Consider the following 20,656-nt stretch of genomic DNA (forward strand, 5'->3'; position numbering starts at 1 on the left):
AGCGGACTTCATCCTTGGGCCTTAGGTTGGCGGCGTGAGTGGGCACAGGCGCCGGGCGCCGGCGACGAAGGTGAAGCAGAAACGAGCGCTGGCCGTCGGGGCGGCGTTCGCCGTGACGGTCGCGCTCGGAGTGAGCCTCGGGCTGTGGGCCTCGGCCGGGGACGGCGAGTCCGCGGGGTCGGCGCAGAGCGCGTCGGGCGACCGGTCCGCGGTCCGGCCCACGGAGCCGGACGCGGGGCGCGGGACCCCCAGTCCCAGCCGCTCCTACCCGCTGTCCAAGGCCCCCCGCACGATTCCCGCGGTGCGTGAGCACACCCCGGCGCGCGGGCCCGGCTGGCGCCCCGAGCGCGGCGACCGCGTGGTGGTGAACGACGCCGAGCTCGCCGACGAGGGGCGGCTGATCGCCGGTGAGCTGGGGCTGACGTACGCGGGGGAGAAGAACGACGTGCGGGCCGGGGACGTGCGGCTGGCGCTGAGCGGGGACGAGGGGGCGGATCCCGAGTCGTACGCCATGACCGTGCGCGGCGGGCGGGTGAACATCAGCGGGCCCGCCGACGCGGGGGTCTTCTACGGCACCCGCACGCTCAAGCAGGAGGTGCGCGGCGACGGTGCGGCGCCCGAGGGCGTGGTGCGGGACGAGCCGGCCAAGCCGGTGCGCGGGTTCATGCTGGACATCGCGCGCAAGCCCTTCACGGCGGGCTGGATCGAGGACCGGGTGCGGGAGCTGGGGGATCTCAAGTACAACCAGCTCGGGCTGCACTTCTCCGACGACCAGGGGTTCCGGATCGAGTCCGACACCCATCCGGAGATCGTGTCCAAGGATCACCTGACCAAGGCGCAGGTGAAGAAGATCGTCGATCTTGCCGCCAGCCGGCACATCACCGTCGTGCCGGAGATCGACTCGCCCGGCCATCTGGGCGCGGTGATCGCCGCGCATCCCGACCTCCAGCTGCGCAGCGCGCGGGGTACGGCGGTGCGCGGGGCCATCGACATCTCCAAGGCCGAGTCGGGGAAGATCGTCGACGATTTGCTGAACGAGTACGCCGGACTGTTCCCCGGCGGGCAGTGGCACCTGGGCGGCGACGAGTACCAGGCGCTTACGTACTCCGACCCGCAGGCCTCCTTCCCGCAACTGGCCGCCGCCGCGCGGGAGAGGTACGGCTCCGGGGCCGGCGTCGCCGACCTCGCCACCGGGTGGCTCAACGACCGCGCCGACACGGTCCGCGCCCACGACCGCACGCCGCGCGCCTGGAACGACGGCTTCTTCCGGGGCGCGTCCGTGCAGCCCGCCAAGGACATCCAGGTCGCCTACTGGACCGGCAAGGAGATCGGCGCACGGCAGCCGGTGGAGTACCTGAAGGCCGGCCGGCAGGTGATCAACTACAACGACGAGTTCCTGTACTACGTCCTCGGCGAGCCGCAGACCTTCGTCTACCCGACGGGGCAGCGGATCTACGAGCAGTGGACGCCGCGCGTGCTGCGCGGGACCACGGCCGTGCCGTCGCAGTACGACGGCCAGATCCTCGGCGGCTCCTTCGCGGTGTGGTGCGACCTCGCGAACTCCCAGACCCAGGACCAGGTCGCGGCCGGGATCCGGATGCCGCTGCGGGCCACGGTCCAGAAGCTGTGGGACCCGGAGCGGCCGCAGCTGTCCTGGGCGCAGTTCAGGGCGCTGGCGCACGAGCTGGACTGATCACACCGTACGCGCGCCCGTTTCACGGGTCTGATGCTGCGGGCGTCGGCGCCGGGCGGGTGGCAGCTGTGGGAGTACCCGAGCAGCGACGGCGACGTCGGGAGCAGGCACGCCCGCGCCCGGGAGACCGGGGCGCCCGCCCTCTTCGGATACGTCATGGACAGCGACTGCGTGGTCTTGGAGGCGGCGGCGCCCGAGAACGGGGCGTGGACGACGTGCCTGGCGCGGGCCGCGATGGCCGGGCACACCGTGAACGCCGGTGACCTGCTGGACGTACTGAACGCAGACCCCGGCCAGGTGGCCGAAAACTTGTTCTTCCGGTTCCTCGACCGGCTGGGCGTGGTGCCTCTGTGACACTCCGGCACCGTCGCACGCAGTAAGGGGAAGTGCGGGTTCCGTGACTGCGGACGGGCCGAAGCGGCACGAACAGGGAGGCGTGGATGAGCCTGGTGGAACTGATCGCGCAGGCCGACGAGCGCGGGCTGGCCGCGAGCGGTTTGGCTTGTCTGGATCGGTGCGTACCCCTGCTGGGCGGTGACGACGAGATCCTGCGCCCCCTGTGGGCGAGCCTCGCGGACGACCCCGCTGACTGGGGCCCGCGCCTCGAGCAGGCGCGCGGCACGCTCACCGGGCCGGAGATGGCGGACGAGTCCGTCGAGGACGGGGCCGCGCTGCTGGCCCGCCGGATGCTGGCCGCCGCTCCGGCCGACCGGTCCCCCGGCGAGGTGCGGGTGTGGGCCGACGCCTGCTCGGTCGCCTCCCTCCAGATCCACCGGTTCCTGGATCCGGCCGAGGACGAGGCCGCCGATGTCGACACTCGCCGCGAGGGCCGTACGGACGGCATGTCGCCGCTCGTCGCCGCCGAGCTGCGCCGCCAGATCACCGTGCTGGAACTGCTCGCCGGGCACGGACCGGCCGGGCTGCGCGGGGCGCTGGAGGTGTCGACCGAGGGGCGGCGCGTGCTGCGGGCGGTGGTGTCGCGGCGGGCGCGCGGGCGGGTGTGAGCCGGGACCTGTCGCGCCGGGCGGGGGTGCGCGGCACCAGGGGTTCAGGACACCAGCCACTTCACGACGGCGTCCCCGTAGTGCGCCGTCTGCGCGTAGAACGCGGTCAGGTCCCGGTGCGTCGCCGCGAAGACGCCGCGGGCTTCCGGCTCCGCGTCCTCGCCGCCGTACTGCGGCAGCACCTCGTCGCGTGCGCGCCGCCACAGTGAGTCGAAGTCGGCCGAGGTGAGGAACGCGGCGACCTGGGTGACCTGGGCGGCGGTCAGCAGGAGGAAGGGCGGCTCGTCGGGGTCGGGCGGGTCCACCGGGCGGCCACCGCGCACCACGTCGGCGCCAGTGTCCTGCCCCGCGGGGTGCGGGCAAGGGCCGCCGGTGTAGAGCAGCTCGTAGCGGAGATAGCCCGGGTCCAGCACCTCCTCCCGGTGCCGGCCGATCCGTTCCCGCACCGTGGTCCAGTCGTCCTGGAACAGGCGGTGCAGCCAGGTCGTGCTGTTGCGCAGCGCCGAGGGCGGCACCGCGCGGAGATGAAAGTACGGGGTCATCAGTGAAAGGAGCGCACGGGAGCGGCCGATCGTCACTCCCGGGTGGATGCCTGCACGTGGGACGGTCCTGTGACCGCCGTGGGGCGGAGCTGGGGTAGTCCTGCGCCGGTTGCGGAAAGGCTCCCGGTCGCCGGTGACGAAACGCTTCGCCTGAGCGCTGTTCCGGATGTGACGACGACTCAGCAGCAGACCAGGCCCTCGGCTGCGGCGAAGCCGGTGCGGTGGGCGGCGGACGCGGTGGCGGCGATGCGGGAGGGGGCGCGGCTGCGGCTCGACTACACGGCGCAGAGCCTGTGGAGCGTCGACCGGATGATCGAGGAAGTACGGCGGGAGGGGACGCCGTATCCGGCCGTGGAGGTGCTGCTGCGGGGGTTCGGGGCGTACGCCGGTGAGGTGATCGCCCGTCAGACGGGCGCGGAGTGGTGGCTGACCGGCGGTGACCACTGGATCCGTACGCCCGACGGGCGGTTGTGGGATCCGCTCGACGAGGCCCGCCGGTGCTTCACCGGGGACGGGTCGCTGCGGTTGCTGTGCCGGGATGCGACCAGGAAGTAGCCGGTGTCCGGGGCTTGCGGTTGGGTTTGGCGCCGCCGGGCTCCGCCGTCGTGGTTGTTCGCCGTTGCGGCGGACAGACACGGTGCGGCGGAGCCCGGCGAGAGGGTTCAGGTCGGGTTACGGCGTCAGGGTCTGGCCCAGGTGGGCGTCCGTCGGGGTGCCCAGGGTGGACTTGCTGTAGATGACCGAGTCGGCGAAGCCGAGACCCGTGCTGTTGCTCGGGAGGTGCACGAGTATGCCGTCGGTGCCGTTCTCGCCCTCCGCGCCGAAGGTGAGATCGGCGCGGCCGTAGCCGGACAGGTCCGTCAGAGACACCGCCGAGCCCATGAGGTCGCCGCTCTCGCCGGCGCCGGGGACGCCGGAGGTGTCCTGTGAGACGCCGACCGAGCCGGAGCCGGTGAGGCCGGAGGAGGTGCCCTTGAGCAGGGTCGCGTTACCGGCGTTGACGCGGTTCACGCCGCCGGTGGGCCAGTCCTCGCCGGGGACGCCCACGAGGGCGTCCGCGTAGCCGTCGGCGTTGTAGTCGCCGACCGAGACCGAGGAGCCGAAGGCGTCGCCGGACTCGTTGGCGCCGGGGACGTACGCCGTGTTCTGGTGGACGACCCTCATGCCGGTCGTGGTGAACCCGGTGGACGTGCCCAGGAGCATGGTGACCTGGCCGGCGCTCGTGCCGCCGGACTCGGAGGCGTACGGCTGGCCGATGACGATGTCGTCGTAGCCGTTGCCGTTGATGTCGCCCGCGGCGATCGACCGGCCGCCCTTGACCGAGATGACCCCGGCCTTGGTCAGGCCGCTCGCCGAGCCCGCGAAGCGGACCACGCGGGCGATGCCGCCGGCGTCGCGGTAGTTGAGGGCGACGTCCGCGTAGCCGTCCCGGTTGAAGTCGCCGGTCGCGGCGTCCAGGTAGGCGATCGAACCGGTGGCGCCGGTCAGCGTGCCGTACTTTGTGGTGCCGTCGGTGTGCCGGGCGTTCCAGTTGCCGCCCCGGCCGGTGCCGGCCGAGAAGACGTCCGCCTTGCTGTCACCGTTGAAGTCGCCGACGGCGACGGTGGAGCCGAGCCGTGCTCCGGACGCCGTGACGCCCGAGGTGGTGTACATGACGCCGGAGTTGAGGCCGGGCCCGTACAGCACCGTCACCGCGCCGCGGTTGGAGTAGCCGGAGAGGTCCTCGCCGGGGGAGCCGATGGCGAGGTCCGCGTAGCCGTCGCCGTTGACGTCGCCCCACGCGGTGGACGCGCCGAAGTTGTCGCCGGACTCGTTGCCGCCGGGGACGCCGGCGCTGTTCTGGTTGAGCGAGCGCCTCGCGGAGGTGACCGGCCCGTCCATGCCGCCCGGTACGACGGTGAGGCTGCCGGCGCCGCTCAGTGTCCGGGGCGTGCCCGCGACCAGGTCGCTGATGCCGTCGCGGTTGTAGTCCGAGGTGGCCAGGGCGTGCGAGATGCCCGGGGTCTTGGCGAGCGAGGCGATCTGCGGCAGCTTCGGGTAGAGGTTCTTGCCGGGGCAGGCCGTGGCGTTGGTGTCGCGGTGCCCGAAGACGCGCGGCAGCGTGATCGACGTGCCCTTCTCGACGAGGTTGCCGTCCTGGCCCTTCGGGCTGCCGGAGGTCATCGTCACCTTGCCGGTCGGGTCGATGCCGTACATCCCGAACTTCCAGGCGACGATCCGCGCCATCGCGTCGAGCGCGGCGCGGCTCGGCTGGACCTTCTCGAAGTTGCCCAGGTAGGAGATGCCGACCGTGTCGGTGTTGAAGCCGATGTCGTGCGCGCCGACCACCGGCAGGTCCATGCCGCCGCTGCGGCCCTCGAAGATCTGGCCGCAGCGGTCGACGAGGAAGTTGTAGCCGATGTCGTAGTAGCCGCGGGCGAAGTGCTCCTGCTGGATGGAACGCAGCCGGGCCCGGGACTGGGCGCAGGAGACCGCGTTGTCGCTGTCGATGCCGGTGTGGTGGATGACGGCGGCCTTGATCTCGGTGCCGTAGCTCGGCGTGCCGTCGTAGTCCGTCGAGGCGCCCCACTCGGCCTGCGTGATGACCGGCGGCTTCACGACCGTGGAGGGGCGGGGCGCGGGGACGGTGGGGGTGGGGGAGGCCGACTGGCTGGGCGACTCGGTCGGCGTGGGCGACTCGGTGGGCGTCGCGGGCTCGGTCGTGGTCGGCGTCGTCGGCTCCGTCGTGGCGGGGGCCGTGGCCGGGTCGGTCGTCACAGCCGGGTCGGTCGTCGCGGCCGGGTCCGTGGTCTCCGCCGCGTACGCTGCCGGCTGGACGGCGGTGCCCTTCGGGTCCGTGCCCGGGTCGAGCAGCCGGACGTCCATGCCGGCCGGCTGGCCGCCCGCCTCGGTGCCGTTCGCGGTCACGAACCGGACCTCGACGCCGTCGGAGTCGCCGGTCCACACCGAGGCGGTGCCGCCGCGCAGGGCGGAGCGCTCGGCCTCGGCGCCGTCGGCCTGCTGCGGCTCGGCCTCAAGCGGCTGCCAGCCGGACCACTTGCCGGTCGTCAGGTCCCGGGCCCGTACCTCGGGTGTGCCCTTCGCCTTGGCGTCGGGGTCGTTCCAGGTCACCAGCACCGCACTGAAGCGGTCCGTGTCCCGCTTGGCCAGGCCCTTGCGGCCGCCGCCCCTGTCCTGGAGCTTCAGCGTGTGGACGGCCGGCTTGCGGCTCTGCCCCTTGCCGGCGGACTGCGCCGACGGATCGGCCATCGCGTACGTCACAATGCCCGCGGCGCTCAGGACGACGGCGCCGGTCGTCAGCCACGCTCTGCGTCTGAGGCTCAGCGGTCTGTACGTCCGGGACATACGGGACGCACGGGTCTTGCGAGGACTCAACTACCCCACCCCTGAAATGGTCACGGAAGCACCACCTGTCACACAGGTAGTACTCACTCAGCGCACAGGTGTGGCCAGACGTCACCCGTAACCGCCCTGTGACGTGGGACGACGCACGAGACGCGAAAAGGTTGTACTGGGGCTGCGCGAAGTATGTGTGGCAATCGACACGCCGTCGGCACGTGATGTCCATGGCAGTGCGCGCGCTGAATCAGCCGGGGCGGCGTGTACCGGAGGACTCGTCCCGGCCGAGTGAAGGGGTGGGGCGGCATGGAGAAGGCGGACGCGCAGGTGCCGTGCGCGAGGGGGATGCGTGCCGCTGCGGCGGCGTTCGTGGCCCGCGTCACCGCCCGCAACCGGCTGCCGCTCGACTACTCCGTGGCCAGCCTGCGGGTCGTCGACTTCCTGATCGACGGGCTGCGCAAGGGCGGCGCGGACCGGGAGCGGGCGCAGGGCACGCTGCTGGCGCTCGGCGCGTACGTCGGTGAGGTGCTCGTGCGGCGCGCCGGGGCGGAGTGGGTGGACCTGGACGCCGGCCAGCGCGCGTGTTTCGGCCAGCCGTCCGGTGTACGGATGCCGGACGGGCGGGTCTGGAACCCGCTCGGCAAGGTCGTCAACCGGTTCGAGTCCGGGGCGCCGGAGGAGTCGCTGTGGACGTTCTATCTGACGCTGCACGGGAGGGCGCGGCGGGTGGTGGCGTGAGGGGCGCGGTGGCGATGCGCGGCGATGCTCGGCGGGGGTGACCGACGGCCGGCCCTGTGGGTGACTGACGTGCTGTGACACTTCTGCGCGGCGCGGCGCTGATGACGGTGGGGGACGAGGGCGCCGACGGTGGCGTCGCCCACCGTGGATTCACTATGGATCGCTACGGAACGCTACGAACTCGGTACGGACGAGGACTGTTCTTGGGCCAGCGAGGGGAACCCCGCCGCGTGCAGGCGTACGACGGGGAATTGGGCGCGGCCGTCGAGGGGGCCCAGGAGGGGGACGACGCGGCGTTCGCGGTCGCCTACCGGCTCGTGCAGCCCGGGCTGCTGGGCTATCTGCGCGGGCTGGTCGGGGACGACGCGGAGGACGTGGCGTCGGACGCGTGGCTGGAGATCGCGCGGGATCTGGGGCGGTTCAAGGGCGACGGGGCGGGGTTCCGGGGCTGGACGGCGACCATCGCCCGGCACCGGGCGCTGGACCATCTGCGCCGGCAGCGGGTGCGGCCGCGGTCGTCGGCGCTCGAACAGGACGTACTGGACCTGCCAGGACCGCACAGCACCCACGACCAGGCCCTGGAGTCCATCTCCACGGGCCAGGCCCTGAAACTGGTCCGCGCCCTGCCCCGCGATCAGGCCGAGGCGGTCCTGCTGCGGGTGGTCGTCGGCCTGGACGGCCCCGCCGCGGCCCGTGTCCTCGGCAAGCGCGCGGGCGCGGTACGCACCGCCGCGTACCGGGGCCTGAAGCGCCTGGCCAGGCAACTGGGCGCCGAGGGTGTGACGGATGACGCCCACCGGACGCTGGGGGAGTCGAAATGAACGGATCCGGCCCCCACGGCGTAGATGAACATGGGGCGCCTGGCGAGCAGAGCTACGGATGGCTTGGCCGTCCGGGGCGGCTGGGCTGGTCGGGCCGATCGGGCTGGCACGATCGGCCGGGTCGCACGGTCGTGGTCGGAGCGGCCCAACCGGGCGGTTCGAGTGTGCCGGCCGGATCGGCGGGCTGGTCGGGTCGGCCGGAACGGCTGAGTCGGGCGGGCCGGTGAGGGTCGTCGGAGCGGCCGGGTCGGTCGGATATGGCGGATCGGCTGGGCCTGACGGGTCTGCTGGGTCGGTCGGACTCGTGGTTCGGCAGGGCCCGGCGGGTCGGCTGGATTGGTCGGTTCGATGGGATCAGGCAGGTCGGCTGGAACGGTCGGTTCGAGTGGTCCGGTCGGGCCGGTAGGTATGGGTCGGGAACCGGAGAGGTTCCATGGGCCGGGGTGGTTCGCTGGGGCGGGCCGGTTCGGCGGGTCGGACAGGGCGAGCAGGGACGGAAGCGGACATGGGTGAACGGCAGAGCGGCGGCGGGTTTCCCGGCCGTCGGCGTGTGCACCCTGAGGGCACCGCGTCCGGCGCCGACGGGCCGGTCGGCCCCGACAGGGCGGTCTCCGGTCACAACTCGTTCTCCGGTCACGGGTCCGGCTCCGAATCCGGCGCGCCGGCCGGTCACTCCTCGTTCCCCGAATCCGGATCGGCGGCCGGACACGGCTCCGCAACCGGGCGCGTGCTCGACGGCGCCCGGCTGGAGGCGCTGCTCGCGGCCTCGCTGCGTGTGGACGGTGTAGATGCCGAGGGGGAGCGGCGGGCCGTGGCCGCGTTCCGGGCCGCTCGGGAGGCGGGCGCCCACCGGGCGCGTACCCGGCGCCGCGACGACTGGCGGCCCCGTGAGCAGCGGCGTGCCGGACGTCCGGTGAAGGTCACGTTCTCCGTGGTGTTCGCGAGCCTCACTCTGGGCGGTGTCGCCGTAGCGGCGATCGGCGTGGGCGATTCGTCCCCGGACCGGTCCGGGGAGGGCGGCGGGGGACGGCCGCAGGTGTCGGCCACCGCCCCCGGCGCGTCGGCCGGGAATTCCTCCGCGCCGCAGTCCGGCCCCGGCTCCGCTGCGGCGGACCGACCTGGCACCGCCCGGGACACCGAGGCCCACTGCCGCGCCTACGAGAAGGTCGAGAAGCGCGGCCGGGCCCTGGACGGGACGGCCTGGCAGCGCCTCGTCAAGGAGGCGGGCGGCGCGGCGAACGTCCCCGCGTACTGCGCCGAGCAGCTGGACCGGGCGACCGACGGGCCCGCCAAACCCGCCAAGCCGAGCAACCCCGACAACTCGGGTGGCTCCAGCAGCTCTGGCGGGACGGAGAAGGGCTCCTCGGGTTCTCGCGGTTCCGCCGGCGACACGGGGGACACGGGGAATTCCGACAACACCGTCGGCTCCGGGGGCACCGTCAGCGGTAGCGGCCAGGGCCAGAGCAGCCGGGCCAACGGCAAGACTCGCTGATCGCAGCAGCTGTAACGGCAGGGCAGGGTTCGTTGGTCGCAGCAGCCGTAACGGCAGGATTCGTTGATCGCTCGCGCCCAACGGCACGGCCCTCGCAGCAAAAAACGGCAACGGCCGGGGCCGCCACCCCCCACAGGAGAGGCCCCGGCCGCCGCGCGGCACGGGCCGCGTGGCGGCCCGTACTACCTACAGCGCCAAGGGTGCGTTTTCTGTCACACCCCACCGTGTCACGGCTTAGCTGCATCCTGGACGGACATGGACGAGGAGAGGTTTCAGGTCGTAACGTGCCTTTCGCGCCAGACCGCGGAGGACAGATGACTACAGCAACCACCCGCGGCCCGGAGACCGCAACCATCCATTGAGCAACCACGACGGCGAGTAACCCGGTCCGCGAGAGCGGCGCCGGCTTAGGCGCAAAGAAAGGCGCGCGCGGTGCTGGGGGACGACGCGGAGCTGACGGCCGCGGTGTGTGCGGCACAGGACGGAGACGAGACCGCGTTCCGGACGGTGTACCGCACGGTGCACCCGCGGCTGCTCGGCTATGTGCGGACGCTGGTCGGTGACCCCGACGCCGAGGACGTGACGTCGGAGGCCTGGCTGCAGATAGCCCGCGACCTGGAACGGTTCAGCGGGGACGCCGACCGGTTCCGGGGCTGGGCCGCCCGTATCGCCCGCAACCGCGCGCTCGACCACATACGGATGCGCGGGCGCCGGCCCATGATCGGCGGAGACGAGACCGAGCTGACCGGCCGGGCCGCCGAGTCGGACACCGCCGGCGAGGCCATCGAGGCGCTGGCCACCGACGGCACGTTCTCCCTCATCTCCCGGCTGCCGCAGGACCAGGCCGAGGCCGTCGTACTGCGCGTGGTCGTGGGCCTGGACGCCAAGACCGCCGCCGAGACGCTCGGCAAGCGTCCGGGCGCCGTACGTACCGCCGCCCACCGGGGCCTGAAGCGGCTCGCGGAACTGCTCGGCGAGGATCCGGAATCGGCCGGTGTGCTCGACGCCCTGCCGCCCCAGAGAGAACCGCGTGGTCGCGCGGTGACGTCCGCCACTGTGACGCATACGCGCGCGCGGACGCAGAAGGACATGTGATGGCCGACGAGCAGTACAGGTGGCTGGACCGTGAAACGGCGGAGTGTTTGCTGCGCGGAGAGTCACTGAATGCTGTCGACCCCGCTGCCCGGGACCAAGCGGAACGGCTCGCCGAGACGCTCGGCGCGCTGACCGAGCCGGCCCCGCTGACCAGCGATGAACTGCCCGGCGAGGCCGCCGCGTTGGCCGCCTTCCGCAAGGCGCGCGAGGAGCGGGCCGGTGCCCCGGCCGCCTCCGCCCGCCGCGCCGACGGTGCTGCCTCCAACGCCGGTCTGGTCCGTATCGGCCGCCGCGGCGTCAGACCGGGTCGCCCCCGCTGGGCCCGCCCGGTGCGCCTCGGACTCGCCGCCGCCCTGACCGTCGGCATGGTCGGCGGCGTCGCGGTCGCGGCCGGAACCGGAGTCCTGCGGACACCGTTCGGCGGCGGCGAACCGGAACCGGGCGCCTCGGTCCCGGCCCCCGAGACCCCCAACCGCCCGCTGATCACGCCCTCTCCGGACGCCCCCACACCCGACGGCTCCGCAGGGAACACCACGAGGGGTGCCAAGGGCGCCGCGGGAGGCCCGAACGGCACCGGACACGGCGCCGGCAAGGACAGCGGCTCCGCCGCGAAGCCCGGCGCCGGACGCGACGAGTCCGGCGGCTCCCGGAAGGGCTCCGACGCCTGGCGCAAGGGCGTCGCCTCGGCCTGCCGCGACATGCACGCCGGCAAGGCGCTGACCGCCGACCGCAAGCGCGTCCTGGAGGGCGCGGCCGGCGGTTCCGCCCGCGTGTGGACGTACTGCAAGAACGTCCTGACCTCGGCCGACGGCGGCACCAGGAGCGACGGGCAGGACACGGACGGCGCCGGCGGCCAGAGCGAGCGGACCGGCCAGGGCGACCAGGGCAGCAGCAAGAGCGGCGACGACGACAGCGGAAACAAGGGCGGCGCCGACGAGGGCACAGGCAAGAGCCGCGACGACGAGAGCGGTCGCACGGACCGCGGCGGCGCGGACACAGGCAGGGCCCGCGCCGACCGCCAGACCCCCGCCGCCGCACCCCACACGTCCCGCGGGCCGGCCACGTCTCCGGAGCTGGTGCCCGGCCCCACGTATAGCGCGCCCTGAGCACACTGCGCGGCGTGCGGTCTGCCCGGGCACCTCACGTGCCCCGCAGGTGCCCGCCATGCCCCCGAAGCTGTCGCCCGGCGCCACCCACAGCGCGCCCTGAGCACACCGTGCGGCCTGCCCAGCCACTCGCCCCCTTCAGGGGCGTCCCCTGCGCCTGGTAGGGGCCGAGCGCCTCCAGTTCGTGGCCGGGGTGCTCGGCCCTCGGCCACCCTGCTCGCCCCACGCGCCCCGCAGGACGATTGCGTCCCCCGGCCCCCGACAGCGCGCCGTGAGCCCGCCAAGCGGCACACCGCCCGCCCACGCCCCCCACACGTCCCGCGGGCCGGCCACGTTTCCTGAGCTGTCGCCCCGCCCCACCCGCAGCGCGCCGAGAGCACGCCGCGCCGCATACCGTCGTACCGCCTCTGACCTGCTCTTTCGCTGCCCGGGGAAATTTCTTCGCGGAGGGTGTGACGTTTTCGCGGGCCCAGCCGCAGTACTGAGTGAGCCGACTGGTCATCGGCCGTCGCACAGAGCCGGGGTTCCCCCCGTACCCACGGCTCGTGCATATGGCGCGGGTGGGACACGTTCCCCCGGTCCCACCCGCGCCCCATCTCCCTCCGGCGCTCGTCCTCACCAGTGCACGACGACCTTGTCGCCGTTCTTCACCTGGGCGTACAGCGCAGCGATCGCCGCCTCGTCCCGGACGTTGACACAGCCGTGCGAGGCCCCGGCGTACCCGCGGGCCGCGAAGTCCGACGAGAAGTGCACGGCCTGGCCTCCGCTGAAGAACATCGCGTACGGCATGGGCACGTCGTAGAGGGTCGACCAGTGGTGGCGGGACTTCCAGTAGACGCGGAAGGCGCCCTCCCGCGTGGGCGTGTACCGCGAGCCGAACCGCACCTCCGTCGTCGACACCGTCCGCCCGTCGACCATCCAGCGCAACGTCCGGCTCGACTTGTCGATACACAGCACCCGCCCGGTCAGGCAGCGCGGATCCGGCGCGGCGGGCGGCTGGCCGCCCATCAGGTACAGCTCCCACTTGCCCGGCTCACGCGTCATGTTCCGCAGCCGCTGCCAGGTGACGGTGTCGGTCTGCCCGGTCCGCGGCAGCCCGCGCTTGCCCTGGAAGCCCCGGACGGCCTTCTCCGTCAGGTCGTCGTACGCCCCCGTCGGCCCGTCGTACAGCCATGCCACCTGCCGCAGCCGGGCCTGGAGTTCGCGCACGGCGAGCCCGGAGTCGCCGCGGGACCACAGCACGGCGGGGCGGGGTGCGGACGGGGTGGCCGGCCGGTCATCGGCGTCCGGCTCCGAGGGGCCGGCGGCCTTCGGCGTACCGCTCGGGATCTCGATGTGAACCGGCGAGCGGCGCTTCCCGTCCGGGCCGGCGGGCTGCACCGTACAGCCCGTCACCGCGGCCAGCGCCACGAGAACGGCGATCGACCTCCCCCTGCGCATCGGTCTCCCCATGCCCGTAGTACGCATCACGCCCCCCGTCGTCTCACCACCGGAGCCCCTCACCGGCTCCCGTGCGCCTTGGCGCCCTTCGATATGTCTCCCCCCGGATGACGGGGCCGGAACGGCGCGGCATCGTTGTGACCGGGACCGCAAAAGGGCTGTGAGCAAGGTCCCAGCGTGCTCCCCTCCACCGGGTGCACGCCCACCGCTACAGTCCGTCGAAGGGTCGGTCCGTACCAGCTGGTAACTGGCGAAGAACTGCTCAGCGGGAGGCATCACACCATGGCGCGCGAGTCGGAGTCCGGTCTGCCCATCGACCCGGTCTACGGTCCCGAGGCTCTTGCGGGCTGGGACCCGGCGGTGCAGCTGGGTGAGCCGGGTGCGTACCCGTTCACGCGGGGCGTGTACCCGACGATGTACACGGGCCGTCCCTGGACGATGCGCCAGTACGCCGGCTTCGGCACCGCGACGGAGTCCAACGCCCGCTACAAGGAGCTCATCGCGCACGGCACGATGGGCCTGTCGGTCGCCTTCGACCTGCCCACCCAGATGGGCCACGACTCGGACGCCCCGATCGCGCACGGCGAGGTGGGCAAGGTGGGCGTGGCGATCGACTCGGTCGAGGACATGCGGTTGCTGTTCGGCGGCATCCCGCTGGACAAGGTGTCCACGTCGATGACGATCAACGCGCCCGCGGCCCTGCTGCTGCTCCTGTACCAACTGGTGGCGGAGGAGCAGGGCGTCAGCGCCGGCATGCTGACCGGCACGATCCAGAACGACGTGCTGAAGGAGTACATCGCGCGCGGGACGTACATCTTCCCGCCCAAGCCGTCTCTGCGGCTGATCGCGGACATCTTCAGGTACTGCAAGGCCGAGATCCCGAAGTGGAACACGATCTCGATCTCCGGCTACCACATGGCCGAGGCGGGCGCCTCGCCCGCGCAGGAGATCGCCTTCACCCTGGCCGACGGCATCGAGTACGTCCGTACGGCGGTCGCGGCCGGCATGGACGTCGACGACTTCGCGCCCCGCCTGTCCTTCTTCTTCGTCGCCCGTACGACGATCCTGGAGGAGGTCGCCAAGTTCCGTGCCGCGCGGCGGATCTGGGCGCGGGTGATGAAGGAGGAGTTCGGCGCGAAGAACCCCAAGTCGCTGATGCTGCGCTTCCACACGCAGACGGCCGGCGTGCAGCTGACGGCACAGCAGCCGGAGGTCAACCTGGTCCGCGTCGCGGTCCAGGGCCTGGCGGCGGTGCTCGGCGGCACGCAGTCCCTGCACACCAACTCCTTCGACGAGGCGATCGCGCTGCCGACCGACAAGAGCGCGCGGCTCGCCCTGCGTACGCAGCAGGTCCTCGCCTACGAGACGGACGTGACCGCGACGGTGGACCCGTTCGCCGGCTCCTACGTCATCGAGAAGATGACCGACGACGTCGAGGGGGCGGCGGTCGAGCTGATGGCCAAGGTCGAGGACCTGGGTGGCGCGGTCAACGCCATCGAGCACGGCTTCCAGAAGAACGAGATCGAGCGCAACGCCTACCGGATCGCCCAGGAGACCGACGCCGGCGAGCGGGTGGTGGTCGGCGTCAACCGCTTCCAGCTCGACGAGGAGGAGCCGTACGAGCCCCTCCGGGTGGACCCGGCGATCGAGGCCCAGCAGGCGGAACGGCTCGCGAAGCTGCGGGCGGAGCGGGACCAGCCGGCGGTGGATGCGGCCCTGGCTGCGCTGAAGAAGGCGGCCGAGGGCGAGCACAACGTCCTGTACCCGATGAAGGAGGCGCTGCGGGCCCGGGCCACGGTCGGCGAGGTGTGCAACGCCCTTCGGGAGGTTTGGGGGACTTATGTGCCCTCGGATGCGTTCTGAGCTGGGTGAGTCACATCGCCAGGGAGCTGGACGTCAAGGCGCCCGCCCTCTACTGGCACTTCAAGCGCAAGCAGGCGATGCTGGACGAGATGGCCACGGAGATGTACCGGCGGATGGTCGCCGACAGCCTCCTCGACCCCGGCGACACCTGGCAGGAGCGGCTGCTGAAGGCCGACCGGGGACTGCGGGCGGCGCTGCTCGGCTACCGCGACGGAGCGAAGGTGTTCAGCGGCTCACGCTTCACCGGCATCGAGCACGCCGGGCAGATGGAGGACACCCTGCGCCTGTTCACGGCCGCCGGCTTCACCCTCGCCCAGGCGGTATGCGCGACCTCGACGACGTACCTCTACACGCTCGGGTTCGTCACCGAGGAACAGGGCGTGAAGCCCCTGCCGGACGAGCGCCGCGAGGGCTACGACATCGAGGAACGCGCCCGCCTCATGGCCGACTTCCCGCTGTCGGCCCGGGCGGGCGCGGAGATCTTCGAGGACCACGACCGGCACTTCGCGGAGGGCCTGGCGCTGGTGATCGCGGGGATCGAGGCGCGGTACGGGATCCGGTGAGCCCCGGCCGGTGGTTCAGGCGCGGTTGGTGCGCGCCTTGCGGACGGCTCGGGTGACCACCGGGGGCAGCAGGTCGGCGGCGAGGCGGCGGGCACGGGAGCGGGAGCGGGCGGGGCGCGTGGACTGCGGCCGGGGTGCCGGGGCGGCGGCCTGCGGGGCAGGTGCCGGCTTCGGGGCCGGCGCCTTGTAGTGCCGCGAGCGCGGGAACGGCGGCGGCTTGATGCCCTTGGAGCGGGTGCGGACCAGCCGGTGCCCGGCCGCCCACTGCACGCTCAGCCCGAAGTCCGAGCGGCTCCGGACCATTTCGAGCAGCTCCTCCTGGATGGGCTCCGGATCGCCCCAGGTGCCGTACAGCTTCTGCGTGCTGAGGCAGACCGGGCGCAGCCCACGGTTGAGCACGGCCTCCCACGTGGCGACGGAGACGCCCGGTGTGTGTTCGGAGCGGAAGTCGTCGAGGACCACGATGCCCTCGGGCTTGAGGATGTCCCGGGCCGCGCCGATGTCGCCGTGCACGTGCTCGTACAGGTGCGAGGCGTCGATGTGCACGAAACGGCAGGTGCCGGGCTCGACCTCCTTCTCGACCACCGAGCTGGGCGCCTGGATCACCCGCGGCAGGGCGTCGTGGAAGGAGAGGTAGTTCCGCTCGAAGGCCTGCTGCGTGAGGGAGGAGTACGACTTCGTGCTCTCGGCTTTGTTGTGCTCGTCCGGGGCGTCGCTCTCGAACAGGTCGCAGACCGTGAACTTCTCGCCGTCCTGCAGGTGGTGGCCCAGCAGGATGGCGCTCTTGCCCATGTAGGCGCCGAGCTCCAGGAGATCTCCCTCCATTCCCTGCTTCTCCTGCCGCTCGAGGAACCAGGTGAACAGCACCTGGTCCAGCGGCGGGAACCAGCCGGGAACGTCGCTCAGTTCGCCGGGGTACGTGTCCGTGGGTTGTGGGTTGGCCATGCCACGAGCCTGCTCCCTGGAAGCAGCTCAAACTGACGCCTGGCTGAACGCCCCGTGAACAGACACAGCCCGCCGGGGAAAGTGATCAGTTCCGAATCCGAAGCGATGCCAGGTGTACGACTTGCCCGGCTCGTGCGTCAGGGCGAGACCACACCAACCCGGCCCACGAAACACTCCCCGCCCCCGTCCGCTGCACGCGAGGCCAGACCGTCCCCGTCCCGGAATCCGTCGGCGTCACCCTCGAACTCTGCGTGGGCCCCCTCCTCGACGGGGACGACTGATCCGTCCCGCCTCCGGAACGACCTCCGGTGGCGGCCAACCGGTATCGGAGGGTACCGGCTACGTCACGGACGCGCCCGCAGATACCCGGAGTTCGCCACCTGGCCCAGGAACGTGAAGCGGGTGTCCGTGCTCATGTGGTGATCGAAGGCCTCCTTGATGCCGGGCCACTTGGGGTGCCCGAAGTCGTCGAGGACGACTATGCCGCCGGGCGCGACGATCTGCTCCGCCCACTCCAGGTCCGCGGCGACACCGGCGGCGGAGTGGTCGCCGTCGACGATGATCGCGCCGTAGGAGCGGTCGGAGACCTTGGCGCGCAGTTCGGTGTCCTCAGAGAAACCCTGCTCGATCCGCGCGGCGGAGCCTGCCTCGCCCGCGAGGGCCAGGTTGGCGCGTACCGCGGCCATCCGCACGGGCGTGCCCGTCGGGTCGGCCCCCTCGGTGGTGCCGGGCTGGAGCTGCAGGCCCGCGAGCGGGTCGACGATCGTCAGGTGCGGATCGCGTCCCGCGCGCTGCATCATGCGGATCAGCGCCGCGCCGAACATCCCGTACAGCGTGCCGATCTCCAGGATCTCGTCGTTCGGCGGATCGAGCAGCGGTACCGCGGAGAGCTTGCCGCAGATGTTCATGGTGCCGCCCGCGATCCGGCCGACCCCCAGCGCCTCCAGCGCGATGAGCAGTCGGAACGCCTGGGCGATATTGCGCTCGGCACCGACCCGGTCCCCGGTCACCTTCGCCAACTCGTCGATGGCGCGGTTGAGATGGGCGTCGGCCGGAAGCCGGGACACACCGCGTCCGGTTCCGTCGAGCAGCAGCTCCAGCGGGCGCTGGCGGTTGCGCAGTGTGGTCAGCTCGCGCCGCAGTGCGCTGTCGGAGCCGTCTCCGACGGAGCCGTTTCCGACGGAGCTGTCTCCGAGGGAGCGGCGCAGTTGCCGCTCGATGCGCTGATCGATGAGATCAGCGAGAGGGCGCAGGGCGCGCCGGGCTGTCCTTGTTTTCAGTAACGTTCGCACTGGTTCGTGACCCTCGCAGGTATAGGGGAACTGCTGCGTACGCGTGGGGGAGAGTGGTGAGTGTGCATGTCAAGGTATCCGCCACGGGACCAAGCGGAGTGACAGCGGGGGGTGATGGGTCCTTGGACGTTAGGCCCTGGGGTTCCCACAGTTCAAGCAAAAACAACAACGGTGCCCTTGAGGGCAAGTCAAGGTGAATCTCCGGTGGCGAGGGGTTAGCGATTGCATTCGACCCTCCGCCGGCGCTGGCCCACCCGGCCACCCACTCCCACCGCCCCGCCGCACCGTGCGGCGGGGCTTCGGGGCACCGCCCCACGGGCGTATGTGCCGGCACCTTGGTCTGCGAAGGGGCGGCCCTGCAGGTGGCCTCAGCGTCTGGCCGTGCCGCCCCGCCGGAGCGCCCGTGCCCGGCGTACGACACGGCGTACGGTCGCGTTGCGCGGGATGAAGGCAAGCTGGGTGGGCACGGCGCCGGGCAGCGCCAGGGAAGTGAGACGACGACGCTTGAAGTAGCGCCAGGTCTGCTGGTTCAGATGCTTCCTCAGGTACTGCTCGGCCGCCGGACGCAGGTCCGGGTAGATCTTCGACTGCATGGCGTAGCCGACGGTCCGCAGGAGCTCGGTGAGCCGGTCCACCTCCATGCCCTGGCGCTGGTCGGCCACCGCCGCCCGGTCCGTCACCTCGGGCAGCAGCGCGTCGACGATCGTGACGGGGACGCGGTTGCTGTTCTCGAACGGCGTCAGGCGTTCCAGCAGCAGGTCCGTGCCGACGCGGGCGACCGGCAGGCCGTACAGCGCGCTCGCGGTGAGCAGGCCCGTGGAGAAGCAGCCGACGACCAGCGCGGGACGCATCCGCTGGTACAGCACCTCCGCGAGCACCGGCGTGTCCACGACCGTCAGGTTCGCGCCGAGCCGCTCGGCCTCCTGCTCCAGCTTGCGGGTGAAGCGGGCCGGTGCCGACGGGTGCGGCTTGAACAGCACGCGGGTACGGCCGAGTCCGACGGCACCCCGCAGCATCCGCACATGCAGGTTCTCCTCCTCCTCGGCGGAGAGGATGCCCAGCGCGGACAGGTACTGGCCGAGCAGCAGCGCGGGCTCCTCGGACTCCTCCACATGCGGCAACTCGGCGCCGGTGTCGACGAGTTCGGCCAGCACCTTGATGAAGTCGGCGGTCGGCACCAGCTCCGGCTCCACATCGAACTCGGTGAGCAGCAGCGGCTTCAGGCCCGGCACCAGGTCCAGATGGAGCAGCCGCTCCACGCGCGTGCCGACCAGCGGGTCGATCTTGTTGCGGGTGGGGCCGTAGCTCATCAGGCCGTCCGCGTACACCGTGATGGGCGCGCCGGTGAAGATCTGTGCAACGCCGAGCGCCGGGTTGACCTGGATCGACTCCACGGCGAGCGCCACGTCGTCCTCGCCGAGGTCCCAGAGCATCCGCACGTACCGCTCCCACAGGGGGACGTCGTCCTTGCGCGGCGACCAACCCCCCGGGTGGAAGGGGAAGATGGCCTCGTTCCACGACACAACGTCGTCGAACCGGTCGCGCAGTTGCTCGAACCCGGGCATCTCGTCCACGGCCGGCGCGGTCTCGGGCGTCGCCGCGTTGTTGGAGACCAGCAGGATCCGCCGGTCCGCGGAGTCGAAGCAGCCGGCGTCCAGGGCGGCGGCCAGGGTGGCCGTGCCGTACAGCGTGGACGCCATGAAGATCTGCGTGGTCACGCGGCCACCTCCGCGGCCGGCACCGCGCGGCGGCGCAGCCGGCGCAGGCGCGTGGCGCGCTCGGCGTCCATCGAGCCGAGCACCTCGTCGAGCGCGCCCTGCGGCATGCGCCGCAGCGCCGCCGCGCTCATCGACTTCAGTTTCCTGGCCACGGGAGGCTCGAACCTTTCGATGGATCCAAGATGGTGGGAAATGATGGCGCAGTACGTGCGCACGGCCTTCGGCAGCAGCTGTGCCGCGTCCGGGTCCTCAGCGGTCTCAGTGACGACCTGGTCGAAGGCGCGGATGAAGTCGAGCTGGCGGACATCCCCGATCTGGGTGAGCGAGGACGCCACCCCGCGCCGGTAGAAGACGCCGAGCAGCCCGGACACCGCGAACGACTCCGCCTCGCGGTGCAGCTTCCAGACCCACGGCCGGTCCTCGGCGGTGCGCAGCCCGTCGGTGAAGTGCAGCAGGCCCTTGTCGACCAGCCGACGGTGGTAGATGCCGGCCCAGGCGAAGGCGTAGTCGACGGAGGTGGAGCGGTGTGCGGGCAGGATCACGTCACGCGGCCGCAGCACCGAACCCCGCCGCCCGTGCGGCACGCGGTGCACGGAGCGGGCCCGCGCGGTGCACTGCACATGGTCGGTGCGCAGGAAGTCGCAGCCCAGCTCCTCGATTTGGGCGACGAGCTTCGGGTAGTAGCCCGGCGCGAGCCAGTCGTCGCCGTCCAGGAACGTGAGGTACTCGCCGCGCGCCCGGTCGATACCGGTGTTGCGGGCGGTCGCGAGGCCGCCGTTCACCTCGTGTCTGACCAGCACGGCACCCGGCAGCTCGCGCTCCGCGCGCGCGAGAATGTCCGGTGTCTCGTCCTTGGAGCAGTCGTCGACGAGAATGAATTCGAAGTCGTCCCGCGCGTTCGCGCGCAGACTCTTCAAGGTGTCCGGGGCGTATTGCTGCACGTTGTAGAACGGCACGATGACGGAGAGCTTGAGCACGTCAGCGACGTTAGGCGGCGACCCGGCC

17 protein-coding genes and 1 pseudogene are annotated in these 20,656 nt (G+C 72.0%); 11 read left to right on the top strand and 7 right to left on the bottom strand.

What is annotated here, in order from left to right; translation table 11 throughout:
• The first annotated feature begins 34 nt into the window (after positions 1-34).
• The 3 genes and pseudogenes from H8R17_RS31345 (at position 35) to H8R17_RS31355 (ending at position 2,697) form a co-directional block, all read left to right on the top strand.
• A complete protein-coding gene (locus H8R17_RS31345; protein WP_399477513.1) occupies positions 35-1,693 on the top strand; it encodes a family 20 glycosylhydrolase in 1,659 nt (552 codons plus the stop codon).
• A gap of 27 nt (positions 1,694-1,720) precedes the next feature.
• Positions 1,721-2,047: pseudogene (locus H8R17_RS31350) on the top strand (hypothetical protein); the annotation flags it as partial.
• 86 nt (positions 2,048-2,133) lie between these two features.
• On the top strand, positions 2,134-2,697 hold the full coding sequence (locus H8R17_RS31355) for a hypothetical protein (protein WP_187826596.1): 564 nt from the start codon (positions 2,134-2,136) through the stop codon (positions 2,695-2,697).
• A 44-nt stretch (positions 2,698-2,741) separates the two neighbouring features.
• Here the strand turns inward: H8R17_RS31355 and H8R17_RS31360 are convergent, their stop codons facing one another.
• The gene (locus H8R17_RS31360; protein WP_187826597.1) at positions 2,742-3,239 is read right to left on the bottom strand and encodes a DUF1877 family protein; all 498 of its coding nucleotides are present in this window, start codon (positions 3,237-3,239) and stop codon (positions 2,742-2,744) included.
• A 168-nt stretch (positions 3,240-3,407) separates the two neighbouring features.
• Here H8R17_RS31360 and H8R17_RS31365 point away from each other — a divergent pair, with 168 nt between their 5' ends.
• Positions 3,408-3,794 carry a hypothetical protein gene (locus H8R17_RS31365; protein WP_316959578.1) on the top strand — a complete coding sequence of 129 codons (387 nt, stop codon included), beginning with the start codon at positions 3,408-3,410 and terminating at the stop codon, positions 3,792-3,794.
• A gap of 117 nt (positions 3,795-3,911) precedes the next feature.
• Here the strand turns inward: H8R17_RS31365 and H8R17_RS31370 are convergent, their stop codons facing one another.
• Positions 3,912-6,488, bottom strand: a complete 2,577-nt coding sequence (locus H8R17_RS31370; RefSeq protein ID WP_262505639.1) for an N-acetylmuramoyl-L-alanine amidase — start codon at positions 6,486-6,488, stop codon at positions 3,912-3,914.
• 396 nt (positions 6,489-6,884) lie between these two features.
• On the opposite strand from H8R17_RS31370, the gene H8R17_RS31375 reads away from it, so the two are divergent.
• From H8R17_RS31375 to H8R17_RS31395, 5 genes are all read left to right on the top strand, one after another.
• On the top strand, positions 6,885-7,316 hold the full coding sequence (locus H8R17_RS31375; RefSeq protein ID WP_262505635.1) for a hypothetical protein: 432 nt from the start codon (positions 6,885-6,887) through the stop codon (positions 7,314-7,316).
• A 203-nt stretch (positions 7,317-7,519) separates the two neighbouring features.
• Positions 7,520-8,137, top strand: a complete 618-nt coding sequence (locus tag H8R17_RS31380; protein WP_187826598.1) for an RNA polymerase sigma factor — start codon at positions 7,520-7,522, stop codon at positions 8,135-8,137.
• Positions 8,138-8,642: 505 nt separating this feature from the next.
• The gene (locus H8R17_RS31385; RefSeq protein ID WP_223125694.1) at positions 8,643-9,629 is read left to right on the top strand and encodes a hypothetical protein; all 987 of its coding nucleotides are present in this window, start codon (positions 8,643-8,645) and stop codon (positions 9,627-9,629) included.
• Between the two features lie 432 nt (positions 9,630-10,061).
• Positions 10,062-10,724, top strand: a complete 663-nt coding sequence (locus tag H8R17_RS31390; RefSeq protein WP_187826599.1) for an RNA polymerase sigma factor — start codon at positions 10,062-10,064, stop codon at positions 10,722-10,724.
• A complete protein-coding gene (locus H8R17_RS31395) occupies positions 10,724-11,830 on the top strand; it encodes a hypothetical protein (RefSeq protein ID WP_187826600.1) in 1,107 nt (368 codons plus the stop codon). The genes H8R17_RS31390 and H8R17_RS31395 overlap by 1 nt, the downstream gene beginning before the upstream one ends.
• A 615-nt stretch (positions 11,831-12,445) precedes the next feature.
• Here the strand turns inward: H8R17_RS31395 and H8R17_RS31400 are convergent.
• On the bottom strand, positions 12,446-13,270 hold the full coding sequence (locus tag H8R17_RS31400) for a L,D-transpeptidase family protein (RefSeq protein WP_262505636.1): 825 nt from the start codon (positions 13,268-13,270) through the stop codon (positions 12,446-12,448).
• A gap of 282 nt (positions 13,271-13,552) precedes the next feature.
• Here H8R17_RS31400 and H8R17_RS31405 point away from each other — a divergent pair, with 282 nt between their 5' ends.
• A complete protein-coding gene (locus H8R17_RS31405; RefSeq protein WP_187826601.1) occupies positions 13,553-15,133 on the top strand; it encodes a methylmalonyl-CoA mutase in 1,581 nt (526 codons plus the stop codon).
• Positions 15,134-15,138: 5 nt separating this feature from the next.
• Positions 15,139-15,696 carry a TetR/AcrR family transcriptional regulator C-terminal domain-containing protein gene (locus tag H8R17_RS31410; RefSeq protein WP_316959579.1) on the top strand — a complete coding sequence of 186 codons (558 nt, stop codon included), beginning with the start codon at positions 15,139-15,141 and terminating at the stop codon, positions 15,694-15,696.
• 15 nt (positions 15,697-15,711) lie between these two features.
• On the opposite strand, the gene H8R17_RS31415 is transcribed toward H8R17_RS31410, so the two are convergent.
• The 4 genes from H8R17_RS31415 to H8R17_RS31430 form a co-directional block, all read right to left on the bottom strand.
• Entirely contained in the window at positions 15,712-16,641 is a 930-nt protein-coding gene (locus H8R17_RS31415; protein WP_187826603.1) for a class I SAM-dependent methyltransferase, read from the bottom strand.
• Between the two features lie 344 nt (positions 16,642-16,985).
• Positions 16,986-17,933: a class I SAM-dependent methyltransferase gene (locus tag H8R17_RS31420; protein ID WP_187826604.1), complete on the bottom strand. Its 948-nt coding sequence runs from the start codon at positions 17,931-17,933 to the stop codon at positions 16,986-16,988.
• A gap of 368 nt (positions 17,934-18,301) precedes the next feature.
• Entirely contained in the window at positions 18,302-19,651 is a 1,350-nt protein-coding gene (locus tag H8R17_RS31425; RefSeq protein ID WP_187826605.1) for a polysialyltransferase family glycosyltransferase, read from the bottom strand.
• Entirely contained in the window at positions 19,648-20,628 is a 981-nt protein-coding gene (locus H8R17_RS31430) for a glycosyltransferase (protein WP_187826606.1), read from the bottom strand. Before H8R17_RS31430 ends, H8R17_RS31425 begins: the two co-directional genes overlap by 4 nt.
• Between the last annotated feature and the right edge of the window lie 28 nt (positions 20,629-20,656).

This window comes from Streptomyces sp. TRM68367 (genome assembly GCF_014495685.1).
In the GTDB taxonomy this organism is placed as follows: domain Bacteria; phylum Actinomycetota; class Actinomycetes; order Streptomycetales; family Streptomycetaceae; genus Streptomyces.